Annotated in this window: 13 protein-coding genes; 8 read left to right on the top strand and 5 right to left on the bottom strand. The window is 67.7% G+C overall.

The window, feature by feature from the left end:
- Positions 1–111: 111 nt before the first annotated feature.
- A complete protein-coding gene (locus ACWDTD_RS10880; protein ID WP_449747114.1) occupies positions 112–804 on the bottom strand; it encodes a TetR/AcrR family transcriptional regulator in 693 nt (230 codons plus the stop codon).
- A 120-nt stretch (positions 805–924) separates the two neighbouring features.
- Here ACWDTD_RS10880 and ACWDTD_RS10875 point away from each other — a divergent pair, with 120 nt between their 5' ends.
- Entirely contained in the window at positions 925–1,380 is a 456-nt protein-coding gene (locus ACWDTD_RS10875; protein ID WP_449747113.1) for a nitroreductase/quinone reductase family protein, read from the top strand.
- 28 nt (positions 1,381–1,408) lie between these two features.
- On the opposite strand, the gene ACWDTD_RS10870 is transcribed toward ACWDTD_RS10875, so the two are convergent.
- Both ACWDTD_RS10870 and ACWDTD_RS10865 read right to left on the bottom strand, forming a co-directional pair.
- Positions 1,409–2,080, bottom strand: a complete 672-nt coding sequence (locus ACWDTD_RS10870; protein WP_449747112.1) for an NAD(P)H-dependent oxidoreductase — start codon at positions 2,078–2,080, stop codon at positions 1,409–1,411.
- Positions 2,081–2,115: 35 nt separating this feature from the next.
- Complete coding sequence (locus tag ACWDTD_RS10865) at positions 2,116–2,433, bottom strand: ArsR/SmtB family transcription factor (protein WP_449747111.1); 318 nt, start codon at positions 2,431–2,433, stop codon at positions 2,116–2,118.
- A 160-nt stretch (positions 2,434–2,593) separates the two neighbouring features.
- Between ACWDTD_RS10865 and ACWDTD_RS10860 the strand changes: the two genes are divergently transcribed.
- On the top strand, positions 2,594–3,967 hold the full coding sequence (locus tag ACWDTD_RS10860; protein ID WP_449747243.1) for a DNA polymerase IV: 1,374 nt from the start codon (positions 2,594–2,596) through the stop codon (positions 3,965–3,967).
- Between the two features lie 21 nt (positions 3,968–3,988).
- Here ACWDTD_RS10860 and ACWDTD_RS10855 read toward each other — a convergent pair whose 3' ends face one another.
- Complete coding sequence (locus tag ACWDTD_RS10855) at positions 3,989–4,954, bottom strand: asparaginase (protein ID WP_449747110.1); 966 nt, start codon at positions 4,952–4,954, stop codon at positions 3,989–3,991.
- 198 nt (positions 4,955–5,152) lie between these two features.
- Here ACWDTD_RS10855 and ACWDTD_RS10850 point away from each other — a divergent pair, with 198 nt between their 5' ends.
- Positions 5,153–5,695, top strand: a complete 543-nt coding sequence (locus tag ACWDTD_RS10850) for a hypothetical protein (protein WP_449747109.1) — start codon at positions 5,153–5,155, stop codon at positions 5,693–5,695.
- A 98-nt stretch (positions 5,696–5,793) separates the two neighbouring features.
- On the opposite strand, the gene ACWDTD_RS10845 is transcribed toward ACWDTD_RS10850, so the two are convergent.
- The gene (locus ACWDTD_RS10845) at positions 5,794–6,735 is read right to left on the bottom strand and encodes a hypothetical protein (protein WP_449747108.1); all 942 of its coding nucleotides are present in this window, start codon (positions 6,733–6,735) and stop codon (positions 5,794–5,796) included.
- A gap of 147 nt (positions 6,736–6,882) precedes the next feature.
- Here ACWDTD_RS10845 and lspA point away from each other — a divergent pair, with 147 nt between their 5' ends.
- The 5 genes from lspA to ACWDTD_RS10820 all read left to right on the top strand — a co-directional run bounded on the left by lspA (position 6,883) and on the right by ACWDTD_RS10820 (position 15,195).
- Positions 6,883–7,437: a signal peptidase II gene (gene lspA, locus ACWDTD_RS10840; protein ID WP_449747242.1), complete on the top strand. Its 555-nt coding sequence runs from the start codon at positions 6,883–6,885 to the stop codon at positions 7,435–7,437.
- Positions 7,430–8,356 (top strand): RluA family pseudouridine synthase, encoded by a 927-nt coding sequence (locus ACWDTD_RS10835; RefSeq protein WP_449747107.1) that lies wholly within the window; start codon positions 7,430–7,432, stop codon positions 8,354–8,356. The genes lspA and ACWDTD_RS10835 overlap by 8 nt, the downstream gene beginning before the upstream one ends.
- Positions 8,357–8,402: 46 nt before the next feature.
- The gene (locus tag ACWDTD_RS10830) at positions 8,403–9,758 is read left to right on the top strand and encodes a protein kinase domain-containing protein (protein ID WP_449747106.1); all 1,356 of its coding nucleotides are present in this window, start codon (positions 8,403–8,405) and stop codon (positions 9,756–9,758) included.
- A 104-nt stretch (positions 9,759–9,862) separates the two neighbouring features.
- Positions 9,863–13,444 carry a DNA polymerase III subunit alpha gene (gene dnaE, locus ACWDTD_RS10825; protein WP_449747241.1) on the top strand — a complete coding sequence of 1,194 codons (3,582 nt, stop codon included), beginning with the start codon at positions 9,863–9,865 and terminating at the stop codon, positions 13,442–13,444.
- A gap of 62 nt (positions 13,445–13,506) precedes the next feature.
- Entirely contained in the window at positions 13,507–15,195 is a 1,689-nt protein-coding gene (locus tag ACWDTD_RS10820) for an NAD-binding protein (RefSeq protein WP_449747105.1), read from the top strand.
- Positions 15,196–15,287 lie beyond the last annotated feature (92 nt).

Raw genomic sequence — 15,287 nt, 5'->3', positions numbered from 1 at the left:
GGGTTGAGCGTGCCCGGTTTCGGGTTGAGCGTGCCCGCGGGGTGGTTTCGACGGGCTCAACCAGCGGTGGTGGGGGTGGTTTCGACAAGCTCAACCAGCGGTGGTCGTTGGTCAGGCGAAGAGCAGCGAGAGCACCGCACCGATCTGTGACGCGTACAGCAGATCGGGGTGGGTGAACGTGTCGGGTCCGTACTGCCCGAACACCTCCAGGCTCACCCCGCCCACCATGACCGCCCACAGTGTGGTGGCCGACGCGACGACCTCCGCGGGCAACTCGACGTCGAACTGTGCGATGACCCCATCCATGTCCGCGGCTACGGTGGGGGAGATCGCCGGTAGTTGTTTGCGCAGCTGGCCCGCCGACCACGCGCCCATCAGTTCCACGATCACCCGGGCGATCACGCGCGTACCCGGTTGCTGAGTGCGTTCTGCGGGTGCGGCGTATCCGGGTACGGGGCTGCCGTAGAGCAGTGCCCATCGCGACGGGTCGTCCACCCCCCACGCGCGCATCGTTGTCGCCCCGGCCAGGATTCGATCGCGGTGCCGGTCGGAGTCGAGTGCATCGGCCGCGGCGTCCACAGCGTCGGCGAGGTCGGTGTAGCCCTCGACGAGCAGCATCGTGAGCAGTTCGTCGCGGCTGGGTACGTATCGGTACACCGCCGACGACACCACCCCGAGATCGCGGGCGATCGCCCGCAACGAGAGGCCCGCCGCGCCCTGGGTCCGCAGATGCTCGCGACCGAGCCTCCTGATCTCCGCCTCCATCGCCGCCCGATTGTCCGCACGTGACCTGGTCGCTCGCATGCCCCCAGTATTGCAGAAACGAGAGCGGTGCTCTTGCATTTGTTCGGGAGAGGGCGCACACTCGTATTCGAGAGCGGTGCTCTCGATAATTTCCGATGACCATCACATCAGGAGAACGTCATGATCGATACGCACTACATCCCACCCGCCGGCCGTATGGACAAGATCTTCAACTCGTCCGTGCGTTGGCTCGCCGATCGCGGCATCAACCTCGCCGGCGCTCAGACGCTCACCGTCGTCGGACGGAAATCTGGTGTTCCCCAACGGGTTCCGGTGAATCCGTTGCCGATGGAGGGGGCGGAGTTCCTGGTGGCGGTGCGTGGCAACACCCAATGGGTGCGCAATGCGCGGGCGGCGGGGAGGGCCGAACTACGTCGGGGTCGTCGCGTCCGGACGGTCGGACTCCGCGAGCTGCCCGAATCTGCGCGTGTTCCCGTGATCCGTGCCTATCTGAGCAAGTGGGGCTGGGAGGTGAGCCGGTACCTTCCCGACGGCCTCAGCGTCGACTCCGATGACGACACCTTCGCCACACACGCACACAAGATCCCGGTGTTCGAGGTGTCCCCCGCTGCATGAACCCGGGCGGCATGAACCCCGACGCTGCTCAGCCGCGAACGGTGTCCGGATGCGCGAGGGAGACGTGATCGATCGCATCACGGACTCGGCCGAGTGCGGCCTCACGTTCTTCCGCGTCCATGTGCGCCGGCCCATAGGTGAGGATGGGCGGCAGGGTCGTGTAGCCGACGAACTCGAGCATTCCCCTGTGGATGTGAAAGAGGAAGTCCTCGATGGCGCCGAAGGCGCCCCCGCTGCGGAACGACTCCACCGAACCGCCGGTGGTGACCAGAAGGACGGCACGCTTGCCGGCGAGAGCGGCGGCATCGAACAATCCGAACTCGCCACCGAAAGTCGCTCCCATCACAAACACGCGGTCGACCCATCCCTTCAGCATGGCCGGCATCGAGAACCACCAGAGCGGGAACGACAACACGAGGAGGTCCGCGGCGAGAAGGCGGTCGAGGTCCGCGCGTACCTCGGGGGCCAATGAGTTCTCGCGGACCGCTTTCAACTGTTCGGCCTGAGGTTTGAACGGCGAAGCCGGGTTCATGAACTCGTCGCGGTCGAGAACGGGCGCCCACCCACGCGCGTACAGATCGATTGTCTCGACGGCGAACCCGCGTCCACGGAGCCGTTCGCCGGCGAGTGCGGCCTGCGCCGAGCTGAAGGACGAGGGCTCGGGGTGTGCGTGAACGATGAGTGCTGTGGGGAGCGGCATGCACCGATCGTATCGACATATCCCGATACGTCAATTTATAGTCCGGAAAAGCTCTGTCCCAGATCGCGCAGGTGGTCCTCGTTCCGGCGATAGTGGGTCCACTTGCCCACCCTGGTCGATGTCACCAAGCCGGCCTGCTCCAGCGTGGTCATGTAACTCGACACCGTGGATTGGGCCAGCCCGGTCTTGGCCTGGATGTGGGTGACGCACACGCCGACCTCGTCGCGGTCCGCGATCGGTTCGTATTCGGCGAAATTCGCCGTGGGGTCGCGAAGCCATCGGATGATCTGAAGGCGCACGGGGTTGGCGAGAGCCTTGAGTGCGAGGAGCAGGCGGTCATCGGAAATCGTCATCGCGACACCCCATTTCCGCTCCGCACCGTCGACCGTTCACGATACCTCGACAACGACGATGCCCCGGCGAATGCACGTGCGGGACCACCGTACCGGCGAGCACTAGGCTGCTGGTGTGTCCCATCCCGCGCCAGACGACGAACGCAGCGCGCGTTGGGTGATGCATCTGGACATGGACGCGTTTTTCGCCAGTGTCGAACAACTCACCCGACCCACCCTCGCCGGCCGACCGGTGCTCGTGGGTGGCACCGGCGGACGGGGAGTGGTGGCCGGTGCCAGCTACGCGGCCCGCGCGTTCGGGGCGTCGTCGGCGATGCCCATGCACCAGGCGCGGCGATTGGTGGGCCCCGGTGTGGTGGTTCTCCCGCCCCGGGGCGCGCTCTACCGCACGGTGAGTGCGCGGATCTTCGCCGTGGTGCGCGAGGCGGTCCCGGTGATCGAGATGCTGTCGTTCGACGAGGCCTTCGCCGAACCCGCCGATCTCGCCGGTGCCACCGCGGCGCAGGCGAGTGACTTCGCGCACGAGATCCGACGCCGCATCGCCGACACGGTCGGTCTGGCCGCCTCGGTGGGATTCGGCAGCGGCAAGCAGATCGCCAAGATCGCCTCCGGAATGGCCAAACCCGATGGGGTGATGGTGATTCCGCCGAGCCGCGAACGCGAATTCCTGCATGCATTGCCCGTCCGCAAGCTGTGGGGGATCGGCCCCGTGTCGGGCGATCGGCTCGCGCGCCTCGGCATCGACACCATCGGCGACCTCGCGGCGATGTCGGATGTCGAGGTGTCCTCGGTGCTCGGCGCAACCCTCGGTCCGGCGCTGCATCGGCTTGCCCAGGGTCACGACGACCGGCCGGTGACCGAGCGGGCCGCGGCCAAGCAGATCAGTGCCGAGTCGACCTTCGCGCGCGACATCGTCGATCTGCCCGGGTTGCGTCCGGCGATCACCCGCGCCGCCGCCGACGCCCATCGGCGGTTACTCGGCGACGGTCGGGGAGCCCGCACGGTGGTGCTCAAGCTCAAGCGCGCGGACATGTCGATCCTCACCCGCTCGTCCACCCTGCCGGCCGCAACCACCGACCTCGACGCGCTCACCGCCGTGGCGCAGCGCATGGCACTCGACCCGGTGTCCATCGGACCGATCAGGCTTGTCGGCGTGGGATATTCGGGATTGTCGGCGGTGGAGCAGTACGCGCTCTTCGGTGAGCTGCACCTCGACCCAGATGCCGCGGCAGCCCTGCAGATCGACGACACCGATTCTCTCGCAACACCTTCCGATCGCCTGGCGGTCGAGTCGGTGCAAGCCGCGGCGCCGGCCGACGGGCTCTGGGCTACGGGAGCAGACGTCGTTCATCCCCGATATGGCCACGGTTGGGTGCAGGGCAGCGGGCACGGCGTGGTGACCGTGCGGTTCGAGACCCGCGCCACGGGGCCGGGCATCGCACGCACCTTCGGTGCCGACGACCCCGACCTGGGTCGGGCCGATCCGCTCGACAGCCTGGACTGGCCCGATCTGCCCGAGCGCCCCGACGTGTGAGCGGACGGACATTGCACCGACTCAGTCCCGAGCAGGTTCGGAGGCGCGGAAGAACTCCCCCACATCGGCGCCGTCGTGTCCGGTGGAGAGCAGGGCCATCACCGCGGTGCGTGCCTGCCGTGCGCGCAGCCACCGGGAGACGATCGCGCCCGCCCGTTCGAGATCGACGGCTCCACCACCGCCGCCATAGGTCGGAATCACCGGACCGAACGGCACCCGTGTCGTGATCACCACAGAGACACCGGCCCGGCACGCGAGGGACACCTCCGCGGTGATGTCCGGATGGGTATTGCCCGAGCCGGTTGCAGCGAGAATGATTCCACCCGCCCGTTGGGCCACCGACGACGCGATCAGGCCCGGTGACACGCCCGGATAGAGGGTGAACGTGTCGACGCGCGTGATGTGTGCACCCGGCACCGGCACCGGGATGAGCGGTCTGGGCAAAGAGTCGTGCACGGTCGCGAAACCAATGGGGTCCGTGGTCGAGACCTTGAACGCACCGCGCGCGGGCAGCACCGCCCCGCCGAGCACGATGAGGACTCCGCTTCCCCTGCGGGCCGGTGAACTCGCCACCTCGATGGCCGCCGCGATGTTCGCCGGGCCGTCCGAGTGGGGTGAATCGGCCGGGAACTGCGCGCCGGTGAACACCACCGGGCGCGGATCGGAGGCGTGCAGGTCGGCGAGAAACGCCGTTTCCTCCATGGTGTCGGTGCCATGGGTGATCACCACCCCGGCGACGGAGGGATCGGACAACGCGTCGGCGATCGTGGCCACCACGCGGACCTGATCGGCGACGGTCATCGCCGAACTGTCCACCGACATCAGGTCGATCGTCGTGACGTCGACGTCGACGTCGACGCCCGCCGTCGCGGGAGTACTCGACGACAGCAACTGCGTGGCAGACAGCGCGGGCATGGCGCCGTCGGCGGTGGTGGTGGAGGCGACCGTGCCGCCCGTGGTGATGAGCACGATGCGTGTCGGTGCCATGCCCTCAGGGTCGTCGGAACCCGACCGGCGCGTCAACCGTTGCACCTCCGGCGCGTCGGCGCTCGGTGGGGATATCCGCGACGCGCGGTCACACCTGGCCGGTTGGGCCTACACCCCGCGTTTGGCATAGTGGTGTGAGCTCTGACCCCGGCATGCGCCGAACGACGCTCGAAGCCGACCTGATAGTGAGGGAGATCGTTGAAGTTTCCGAAGTTCGTAGCGGCCGCCATCATGGCCACCGCCGTGGTGACCTCAGTCGCCGCGTGTGGTGGCAGCGATGATTCCGACGACGTGCCCACCGTGGGCACCACAACCACCGCGACCACCCAGACCGGGGCCTCGGGCGCCGATGCCGGGGTGACCAACCCGAACGTCCGTCCCAGCGTCGCCACCCTCAACGACATGCTGAACACCGCGCTCGACCCGAACGTGCCGAATTCGCAGAAGACCGAACTGGTGCAGGGGTCGGAGAAGGATCCGGCGATCTTCGACAAGCTGGTGCAGGCACGCAAGGAGAACCCGGACGTCACCTACCAGATCTTCCCGCCGGTGATTCCGGCCGGACCGAAGAAGGCGACGGTGAAGGTGCAGGTCAAGCTGCCCGACAACCCGCCCACCAAGGTCGACGCACAGATCGTGTACGACGGTGGCCGCTGGAAGCTGGCCGCCGATTCGGTGTGCCCGCTGCTCTCCGGCAACAACGTCAAGAGCGCGATGTGCCCGGCTGAGCCGTCGAGCTGAGTTGCGCGGGCTGACGTCCGCACCGAGCATGCCCATCCGCCCCCACCGGATCGATCCGGTGGGGGCGGTGGTCTTCGGGCCGCCGGGTGGCCGATGCGTCAGGAACGCCAGGTGAAGGAGAACCCGAGCCGCTGGACCAGCGGGTTGGCCGGGTCGGCGCCGGTCAGTTCGCGGGCGCCGGAGAATTCGGCGTTGCCCGCCACGGGCAGCCCGCGGGACAGGTCGAGGGTCACCTGGCCCGTTCCCGAGTAGGTGTAGCGGGAGATCGTGAGGGTGGCGTCACCGCCGGGGATGGTGAACACGGAGTCGACCGGTTCCTCCTCGGTGGCGAAGTCGATGGTCACGCGGTTTCCATCCCACTTCGACAGCCGTGCGGTGATGGTCTGGGTCACCGTGGCCGCCGCCGACAGCGTGCGTTCGGCTCGCCACATCGCGCCCACCCCGACCGGCTCGGTGGGCAGCGGCACCGAGTTCTGCAGCGCCTGCACCAGCGACTGCTCCACCGCGGCGCGGGCCTCGGAGCCCGACGCCTGCGTCGGGATCAGGCGCAGCGAGATCGGTACCTGACCGGGCGCGATCGCCACACCGGCGCGCGCCCCCGCAACCGCCCGCAACGAGTCGGCAAGTGCCGTATCGGGAGAGGTCACCGCCCCCAGCGTCATCTCAACGTCGGTCGGATCGGTGCAGGCGAATCGGGCGGTCATCGACGTCTGCACGGTCTGTGACGTCGTCGTCTGCGCCGACGCCACCGACGACGTGGTGCTCAGGGTGACCGGCTGCGCCGTGGCGAGGTCGGGCGTGCCGGCGGCAAGGCGACGGGGCTGGTCACCGGTGGCGGTCACCGTCACCGCGGCCGGCGGGATCGCGATCAGCTTCGCGTCGGGTTGTCCGGAGGTCGACGTCGTGGCGCACCCCGCCGGCGTTGCGGAGGACGATGCGCCGGGGCCCGGGTTTGAGGCGCATCCCGCCAGGGTGAGGGCCGTCACGGCCAGCGCACCCATCGCGGTGGCTCGCCGTCGACGAGTGGCGGTAGCGGACACGGCAGTCAGCGTATTGCACGGGTCAGGGATGATGGTGGGGTGGATGAAGGAGCCAGGCCGATCGTGAATACCCCCTCGGACGACATCAGCCCCCGCGAACCAGGCGACACCGACCCCACCGGGCACGCCCCGGAGTCGACGGGGCGGTTGAGGTCGGCCGGTGCGGTGATCGGCACCCTCGTCGCCATCGCGGGATGCGTGATCGCGCTCGACATCCTCACCAAATCGCTGGCCGTGGCCCATCTGGACCCGATGCAGCCGGTCCACATCATCGGCGACGCCGTCACCCTGCGTCTGGTGCGCAACAGCGGTGCCGCGTTCTCGATGGCGTCGGGCTATACGTGGATTCTCACCCTGATCGCGCTGGCGGTGGTGGTGGTGATCATCCGGTTCAGCAGCAGGCTGCGGTCCGGGTGGTGGGTGCTCGGACTCGGTCTGGTGCTCGGCGGTGCCATCGGCAACATCATCGACCGCATCTTCCGCGCGCCCGCACCGCTGCGCGGCCACGTCGTCGACTTCGTCTCGGTGGGGTGGTGGCCGGTGTTCAACGTCGCCGACTCGGCGGTGGTGTGCGGCGCGATCCTGCTGGTGGTGCTCTCGCTGCTGGGTTTCGACTACGACGGCACACGGTCGGGCTGGGCGGCCCGGCGTGCGGCTCGCCGGCCGGCGGCGACGACCGGCGAAGGGGCCGGCGATGCGTGAGGCACGCTCTCTGCCGGTGCCCGACGGGCTCGACGGCATGCGCCTGGACGCCGGGGTCTCGCGAATCCTCGGTCTGTCCCGGACCGTGGTGGCCGGACTCGCCGACGCCGGCGAGGTGAGTGTCGACGGTGTGGCCGTCGGCAAGTCGCACAAGCTCGCCGCGGGCACCTGGCTCGACGTGCTGCTGCCCGAACCCGACGAACCCCTGCGGGTGGAGCCGACGCCGGTGGAGAACCTGTCGGTGATCTATCACGACTCCGACATCATCGTGGTCGACAAACCCGTCGGGGTGGCCGCCCACCCGTCGCTGGGCTGGAGCGGGCCAACGGTCGTGGGCGCACTCGCTGCGGCCGGATTCCGCATCTCCACGTCGGGGGCGCCCGAACGGCAGGGCATCGTGTCCCGACTCGACGTCGGTACCTCGGGTGTCATGGTGGTGGCCGCCTCCGAGCACGCGTACACGCTGCTCAAACGCGCGTTCCGGGACCGCGAGGTGGACAAGCGCTACCACGCGCTCGTCCAGGGTCATCTCGATCCGCCCTCGGGCACCATCGACGCGGCGATCGGGCGTCACCGCGGCAGCGACTGGAAGTTCGCGGTGACCGCCAACGGCAAGCCGAGCATCACCCACTACGACACACTCGAGATGTTTGCCGCGGCGTCGCTGCTCGACATTCATCTGGAGACCGGACGGACACACCAGATCAGGGTGCATCTGTCAGCGCTGCACCACCCGTGCTGCGGCGATGCCACCTATGGCGCCGACCCGGTGCTCGCGGCCCGACTCGGCCTCGAACGGCAATGGCTGCACGCTCGTTCGCTGGCATTCGCACATCCGGCCGACGGTCGTCGCGTCGAGTTCACCAGCCCCTACCCGTCCGATCTGCAACACGCCCTCGACGTGCTGCGCGAGACGTGATCTGCGCGCCTCGGTAGCGTGCGGGGTGGTCGGAGGGAGAAAACGAGTGCTGGAACCGGGATCGTATGTGGCCGGGTACCGCATCGAGCGCGAACTCGGCAGCGGTGGCATGGGCGCGGTGTTTCTCGCCCGCCATCCCGAGTTACCGCGATCGGACGCACTGAAGATCCTCACCTCCGACCGCGCGGTGCGCGAACAGTTCGCGCGTCGTTTCCTGCGTGAGGCCGAAGTGGCCGCCACGCTCGACCATCCGGCCATCGTGACCGTGTACAACCGCGGGCGCGACCGGGTGCGCATCGGCGACGACGTCGACGATGTGCTGTGGATCGCGATGCAATACGTTCCCGGCACCGACTGCGCGCGAGAACTCGCCGAGGTCCCCGATGGCGGCGGACTCGATCCACGCCGGGTGACCCACATCGTCTCCGAGGTGGCCAAGGCGCTCGATCACGCCCACCGCCGCGGACTGCTGCACCGCGACATCGAACCGGCCAACATCCTGCTGGCACGGGACTCCGACGACGCCGCGGACGTGGGCGAACGCGTCCTGCTCACCGACTTCGGCGTCGCCAAGGCAACCGACGAGGTGGACCCGCTCACCCGTGCGGGCACTGTGCTCGCCACCCTCTCCTATGCCTCCCCGGAGCAGTTGCAGGGCGGCCCGCTCGACGGCCGCACCGACCAGTATTCGCTTGCCGCAACGGCTTTCCACCTGTTCACCGGGCATGTCCCATTCGACGACACCGTCACCTCCGACGTCATCCGGGCACATCTGAACGATCCGGTGCCGCGCGTGTCCATCGAGGTCGCCACCGTCACCCAGGTGGTGGACGCGGTGATCGCCAAGGCGATGTCGAAGCAGGCGCCGGATCGGTTCGCGAACTGCCGCGAGTTCGCCGACGCGCTCGCGATGGCGGTGCGCGGAATGTCGGGGCCCACCGCGGTCAATCCGCGCTTCGTCCGTGACCGTCCCGGTTCCGGCGCGGAAGTCACCGCGGCCCGCAGCCGGCCCGTCCGCGCCGAGCGGTCCCATCGCGCACGCCGTGCCACCCGGCCCGTTTCACGCACCGCCGCCGCGGTTCTCGGGACCCGATCGGGCCGCGGCGCAGGCCCCACGTGCCTCGGGGCCGACGGGGATCTACGGTCCGCCGCCCACCGGGCCGACACCGGTGAGCGGGTCGTCGAATGCGGGCCTGATCGCCCTGCTGATCGGACTGGTGGGCGTCGCGGTGATCATCGTGGTGCTGATCCTCGCGGCACTGTAGACCCGACCCCTGCCGGGGCGTGCGAGGCCCGATGTGTGCGGGGAGCCTGGTGTGGTGGACGAGACACGAGTGATCCGATGGACAACTCCTGTCCGGCGTTGCCCCGCGGGAGATGTCGGTGCGGGCACCTACACTGAGAGCCTGCGCGGTGCGCGGGAAGCGGGAGACGGGAGAGCATGCGGTGGCCGATGGACAGAACTCGGTGAACGATCACAGTTCGCGCAACGGTCACAGTTCGCGCATTGGTCACAGTTCATCGAGTGGATCGTTCGTTCACCTGCACAATCACACCGAGTACTCGATGCTCGACGGCGCCGCCAAGGTGGCGCCCCTGTTCGCCGAGGCCAAGCGTCTGGGGATGACCGCGATCGGGATGACCGACCACGGAAACATGTTCGGCGCCAGCGAGTTCTACAACACCGCGGTGGCCAACGACATCACCCCGATCATCGGCATCGAGGCCTACATCGCGCCTGCCTCGCGCTTCGAGACGAAACGAATCCAGTGGGGTACCCGCGACCAGAAGGACGACGACGTCTCCGGTAGCGGCGCCTACACCCACATGACGATGGTCGCCGAGAACGCGACGGGTCTGCGCAACCTGTTCAAGCTCTCCTCCCTCGCCTCGATCGAGGGGCAACTCGGCAAGTGGGCCCGCATGGACGCCGAACTGATCGCCGAGTACGCCGAGGGCATCATCGCCACCACGGGATGTCCGTCCGGCGAGGTGCAGACACGACTGCGGCTCGGACACGAGCGCGAGGCTCTCGAGGCCGCGGCCAAGTGGCAGGACATCTTCGGCAAGGAGAACTTCTACCTCGAACTCATGGAGCACGGCCTCGAGATCGAGCGGCGAGTGCGTGACGGTCTGCTCGACATCGGCCGCAAGCTCGGTATCAAACCGATCGTCACCAACGACTGCCACTACGTCACCAAGGCGCACGCCGCCGCGCACGAGGCCCTGCTGTGCGTGCAGACCGGCAAAACGCTCTCGGATCCCACCCGATTCAAGTTCGACGGCGACGGCTACTACCTGAAGTCCGGCGACGAGATGCGGGCACAGTGGGATTCGGTGGTGCCGAGTGCCTGCGATACCACGCTGGAGATCGGTGAGCGCGTACAGAGTTACGCCGACGTGTTCACTCACCGCGACCGGATGCCCGTCTTCCCTGTGCCCGAAGGGGAATCGCAGCAGACTTGGCTGCGCAAGGAGGTCGCCGCCGGGCTCAAGCGGCGCTTCCCCGCACAGACCGGAACCGAGGGGCCGGTCGGGGAGTCGGTGCCCGAGGAGTATGCGCGCCGCGCCAACTACGAACTCGACGTCATCATCCAGATGGGGTTTCCGGCGTACTTCCTGGTGGTGGGCGACCTGATCCGGCACGCGCACGAAGTCGGCATCCGCGTCGGGCCGGGTCGCGGTTCGGCGGCCGGGTCGCTCGTGGCATGGGCGCTGGGCATCACCAACATCGACCCGATCCCGCACGGACTGCTGTTCGAGCGATTCCTCAACCCCGAACGCGTGTCGATGCCCGACATCGACATCGACTTCGACGACCGTCGTCGCGGCGACATGGTGCGCTACGCAACCCAGCGGTGGGGTAGCGACAAGGTGGCGCAGGTCATCACCTTCGGCACCATCAAGACCAAGGCAGCCATCAAGGATTCGGCGCGGGTGCAGTTCGGTCAGCCGGGCTTCGCCATCGCCGACAAGATCACCAAGGCACTGCCACCGCCGATCATGGCCAAGGACATCTCGGTGTCGGGAATCACCGACCCCGAGCACGAGCGGTATTCGGAGGCCGCCGAGGTCCGTGCACTCATCGAGACCGATCCGGATGTCAAGCGCATCTACGACACCGCGCTCGGGCTCGAGGGGCTGATCCGCAACGCGGGTGTGCACGCGTGCGCGGTGATCATGTCGTCCGAACCGCTCACCGACGCCATCCCGGTGTGGAAGCGCGCCCAGGACGGAGCCATCATCACCGGCTGGGATTATCCGTCGTGCGAGGCCATCGGCCTGCTGAAGATGGACTTCCTCGGGCTGCGCAACCTCACCGTCATCGGTGACGCGATCGAGAACATCAAGAACAACCGCGGCATCGACCTCGATCTCGACACCCTCCCGCTCGAAGACCCCAAGACCTACGAACTACTGGCCAAGGGCGACACCCTCGGCGTCTTCCAGCTCGACGGGGCGGCGATGCGGGAACTGCTGAAGATGATGCAGCCCACCGGTTTCGAGGACATCGTCGCGGTCCTCGCACTGTACCGGCCCGGTCCGATGGGGGTGAACGCGCACACCGATTACGCCAAGCGTAAGAACGGTCTGCAGCAGATCAAGCCGATCCATCCCGAACTCGAAGAGCCGCTCAAGGACATTCTCGCCGAGACCTACGGCCTGATCGTCTACCAAGAGCAGATCATGCAGATCGCGCAGAAGGTCGCCGGGTACTCACTCGGACAGGCCGACCTGCTCCGGCGCGCGATGGGCAAGAAGAAGAAGGAGATCCTCGACGCCGCCTACGACGGTTTCGCCGAGGGGATGCGCACCAACGGGTTCTCGCAGGCGGCGATCACCGCGCTGTGGGATACGGTGCTGCCGTTCGCCGGGTACGCGTTCAACAAGTCGCACGCCGCCGGATACGGTCTGGTGTCGTTCTGGACCGCCTACCTCAAGGCGAACTATCCGGCCGAATACATGGCCGGACTGCTCACCTCGGTCGGCGACGACAAGGACAAGGCGGCAATCTATCTCGCCGACTGTCGCAAGCTGGGTATCACGGTGTTGCCGCCCGACGTCAACGAGTCGCAGCGCAACTTCGCCGCCGTGGGCGCCGACATCCGGTTCGGTCTCGCCGCGATCCGTAACGTAGGCGCGGGTGTGGTGTCCTCGATCCTCGCCGCGCGCGAGGACAAGGGAAAGTTCACCAGCTTCTCCGACTATCTGGGCAAGGTCGACGTCACCGCATGCAACAAGAAGGTGACCGAATCGCTCATCAAGGCGGGCGCGTTCGATTCGCTGAGCCATCCCCGCAAGGGTCTGTTCCTGGTGCACGGCGAGGCCGTGGAGTCGGTGCTGGGCACCAAGAAGGCCGAGGCGATCGGCCAGTTCGATCTCTTCGGTGACGCCGGCGGTGCCGATGACACCATGGCGGAGGTGTTCGCGGTCAAGGTGCCCGACCAGGAGTGGGACACCAAACACAAACTGGCGCTCGAACGAGAGATGTTGGGGCTCTACGTGTCCGGGCATCCGCTGGCCGGTGTCGAGCACGCCATCGCCGCGCACACCGACACCTCCATCACCCAGCTACTCGAGGGCAACGTGCCCGACGGTGCGCAGATCACCATCGGCGGGATCATCTCGTCGGTCACCCGCCGGGTGAACAAGAAGGGCGAGCCATGGGCGGCGGTCACCCTCGAGGACATGGTCGGCGGGGTGGAGGTCTACTTCTTCCCGCGTGCCTTCCAGACCTACGGGATGGACATCGTCGCCGACAACATCGTGTTGGTGAAGGCGCGGGTCAATCAGCGCGACGACTCGATGATGATCAGCGCGAACGATCTCGCCGTTCCCGACCTCGCGTCTGCCGGTGCCACCAAGCCGGTGGCGCTGACGCTGGCCGCCCGGGCGTGCACACCCGACCGTGTGCAGGCGCTCAAACAGGTCCTCAGCCGCCATCCCGGTCCGGCCGACGTGCACGTCACCCTGGTCAGCGATGAGCGGTCGACCCTGCTCAAACTCACCGAATCCCTGCGCGTCACACCGAGTTCGGCGCTCATGGGTGATCTCAAAGCGTTGCTGGGACCGAGCTGCCTGAGCTGACCGGCCCCCGACAACACGCACATAACGGGCGGGTCGGCGTGTCCGGCGAGTACGCTCCTGCAATGCCCGGTCACATCATCGTTCACGGCGATGACGCGTTGAGTGTGCGGATCAGCGAAGAACTGCGCAGCGCCGACGCCACCGTCGTGATCTTGACGTCGCCGGGGACGCTGATCGAGGCCGGGATTGCGTCCGCATCGGCGGTGGTGTGCGCCGGTACCGACGACGCCGTCAATCTGGAGATCGCCCTGCTGGCGCGCCAGCACAATCCCGATGTCCGGGTGGTGGCGCATCTGAGCAACGAGGTCCTACACGAAGCGGTGGCGCTGGGTAATGGTCCCGGCGCGATCCTCGACGTGGCGGCGCTTACCGCGCCGCTGCTGGTCGAGGCGCTCCTCGGCCGCACCACCCACTCGATCACCGTGGCCGACACCGAGTTCGTGATCTCGGAGGCCCGGGCACCTGCCGACGGCACGCTGGCCGAACTCTACGGCGACCTCGCGCCGGTGGCGGTGATCCGCGATGTCGACGGCGGTGGTGACGACGCCGTCATCGCCTGCCCGAGTCGCGCGCTTCAGGTGTCCGAGAACGACTTCGTCGCGATGATCGCCACGCCGGACCGCTTGCGGGCGCAAGGAGTCAAGGTGTGGCATCCGCCGCGACATCAGCGAGCCCGCCGGCACCCGGTGCTGCGGTTCGTCGGAGCGCTGCACGCGTTTCGTGAGGACGTCAACCCCAACCTGTTCCGCGCACTCGGCGCACTGATCACCTTGCTGCTCGCGGCCACCGTTCTGCTGCGGTTCACCTACAACAAGCCGGGCATGGGTTTCGTCGACGCGTTGTACTTCTCGTCGGAGACGATCGCGACGGTCGGGTACGGCGACTTCAGTTTCGTCGGTCAGCCCATCTGGTTGCGGTTGTTCTCCATCGTCCTGATGTTCGCCGGGGTGACCACGACGGCCATTCTGGTTGCGTTCATCGCCGATCTGCTGCTCTCGCGTCGCATCGAGCATTCGGCCGGGCGTCGCCGCGCGCGCGACATGACCGACCACATCGTGGTGGTGGGGCTGGGCTCGTTCGGCATCCGGGTGGCCCGCGAACTCAAAGCTCTCGGGCACGACGTGGTGGTGATCGAACACGACGAGAACAACCGGTTCCTGGCCGCCGCCGCAGAACTCGAGGTGCCGGTGGTGTTCGGTGACGCCACCCTCGCCGAGACGTTGCACGACGCGCGAATCGAGAAGGCCGCCGCGGTGGCGGTGCTCACCCACAACGACATGGTCAACATCGAGACCGGCATCATCCTGCGTGAGATTCTCGGCGACCGCTGGCGCCGCTCGGCCGACCAACCCGGGGTACCCGTGGTGATGCGGGTGTTCGACGAATCCCTGGGCGCGGCCGTGGCACGCCGGTTCGGCTTCGCCAATGTCCGCTCCACCGTCGAACTCGCCGCGCCGTGGTTCATCGGCGCGGCCCTCGGACTGCAGGTTCTGGGCACGTTCTCGGTGGGTCGCCGGTCCTTCATGGTCGGTGGGGTGTCCGTGCATCCCGGCAGCGAGCTCGACGGCACGCGGTTGTCGGAGCTGTCCACCCAGACCCGGGTGATCGCCATCGCGCGCGGTCTCGGCGCGCGCGCCGTCATGCAGCCGCGGCGCGACCATCGGCTCGCCGCCTACGACACCGCCTATCTCATGGGCCCGTACCACGAACTGTTGGCGACGCTCCGGCGGGGCCGCCGCCCCGAGAACTGAGGACTCGACCTGCGGCCGACACCACGTCGAGAGTTCGGCTTACCGAACATTTGGTTCCGGAGTGGGCTACACTCGGTGTCGCATCAAGCGAA

The sequence above is a fragment of the Gordonia sp. NPDC003425 genome (genome assembly GCF_053588635.1).
Note: the sequence above shows the minus strand (reverse complement) of the source record. Positions and strands in the feature narration are given on the sequence as shown.

What these genes read in the sequence shown, in the direction of transcription:
- ACWDTD_RS10865 (WP_449747111.1), bottom strand. Translation starts at nt 2,433, where the DNA reads ATGACGATTTCCGATGACCGCCTGCTCCTCGCACTCAAGGCTCTCGCC.
- ACWDTD_RS10870 (WP_449747112.1), bottom strand. Translation starts at nt 2,080, where the DNA reads ATGCCGCTCCCCACAGCACTCATCGTTCACGCACACCCCGAGCCCTCG.
- ACWDTD_RS10875 (WP_449747113.1), top strand. Translation starts at nt 925, where the DNA reads ATGATCGATACGCACTACATCCCACCCGCCGGCCGTATGGACAAGATC.
- ACWDTD_RS10880 (WP_449747114.1), bottom strand. Translation starts at nt 804, where the DNA reads ATGCGAGCGACCAGGTCACGTGCGGACAATCGGGCGGCGATGGAGGCG.
- ACWDTD_RS10860 (WP_449747243.1), top strand. Translation starts at nt 2,594, where the DNA reads ATGCATCTGGACATGGACGCGTTTTTCGCCAGTGTCGAACAACTCACC.
- ACWDTD_RS10820 (WP_449747105.1), top strand. Translation starts at nt 13,507, where the DNA reads ATGCCCGGTCACATCATCGTTCACGGCGATGACGCGTTGAGTGTGCGG.
- ACWDTD_RS10855 (WP_449747110.1), bottom strand. Translation starts at nt 4,954, where the DNA reads ATGGCACCGACACGCATCGTGCTCATCACCACGGGCGGCACGGTCGCC.
- ACWDTD_RS10835 (WP_449747107.1), top strand. Translation starts at nt 7,430, where the DNA reads ATGCGTGAGGCACGCTCTCTGCCGGTGCCCGACGGGCTCGACGGCATG.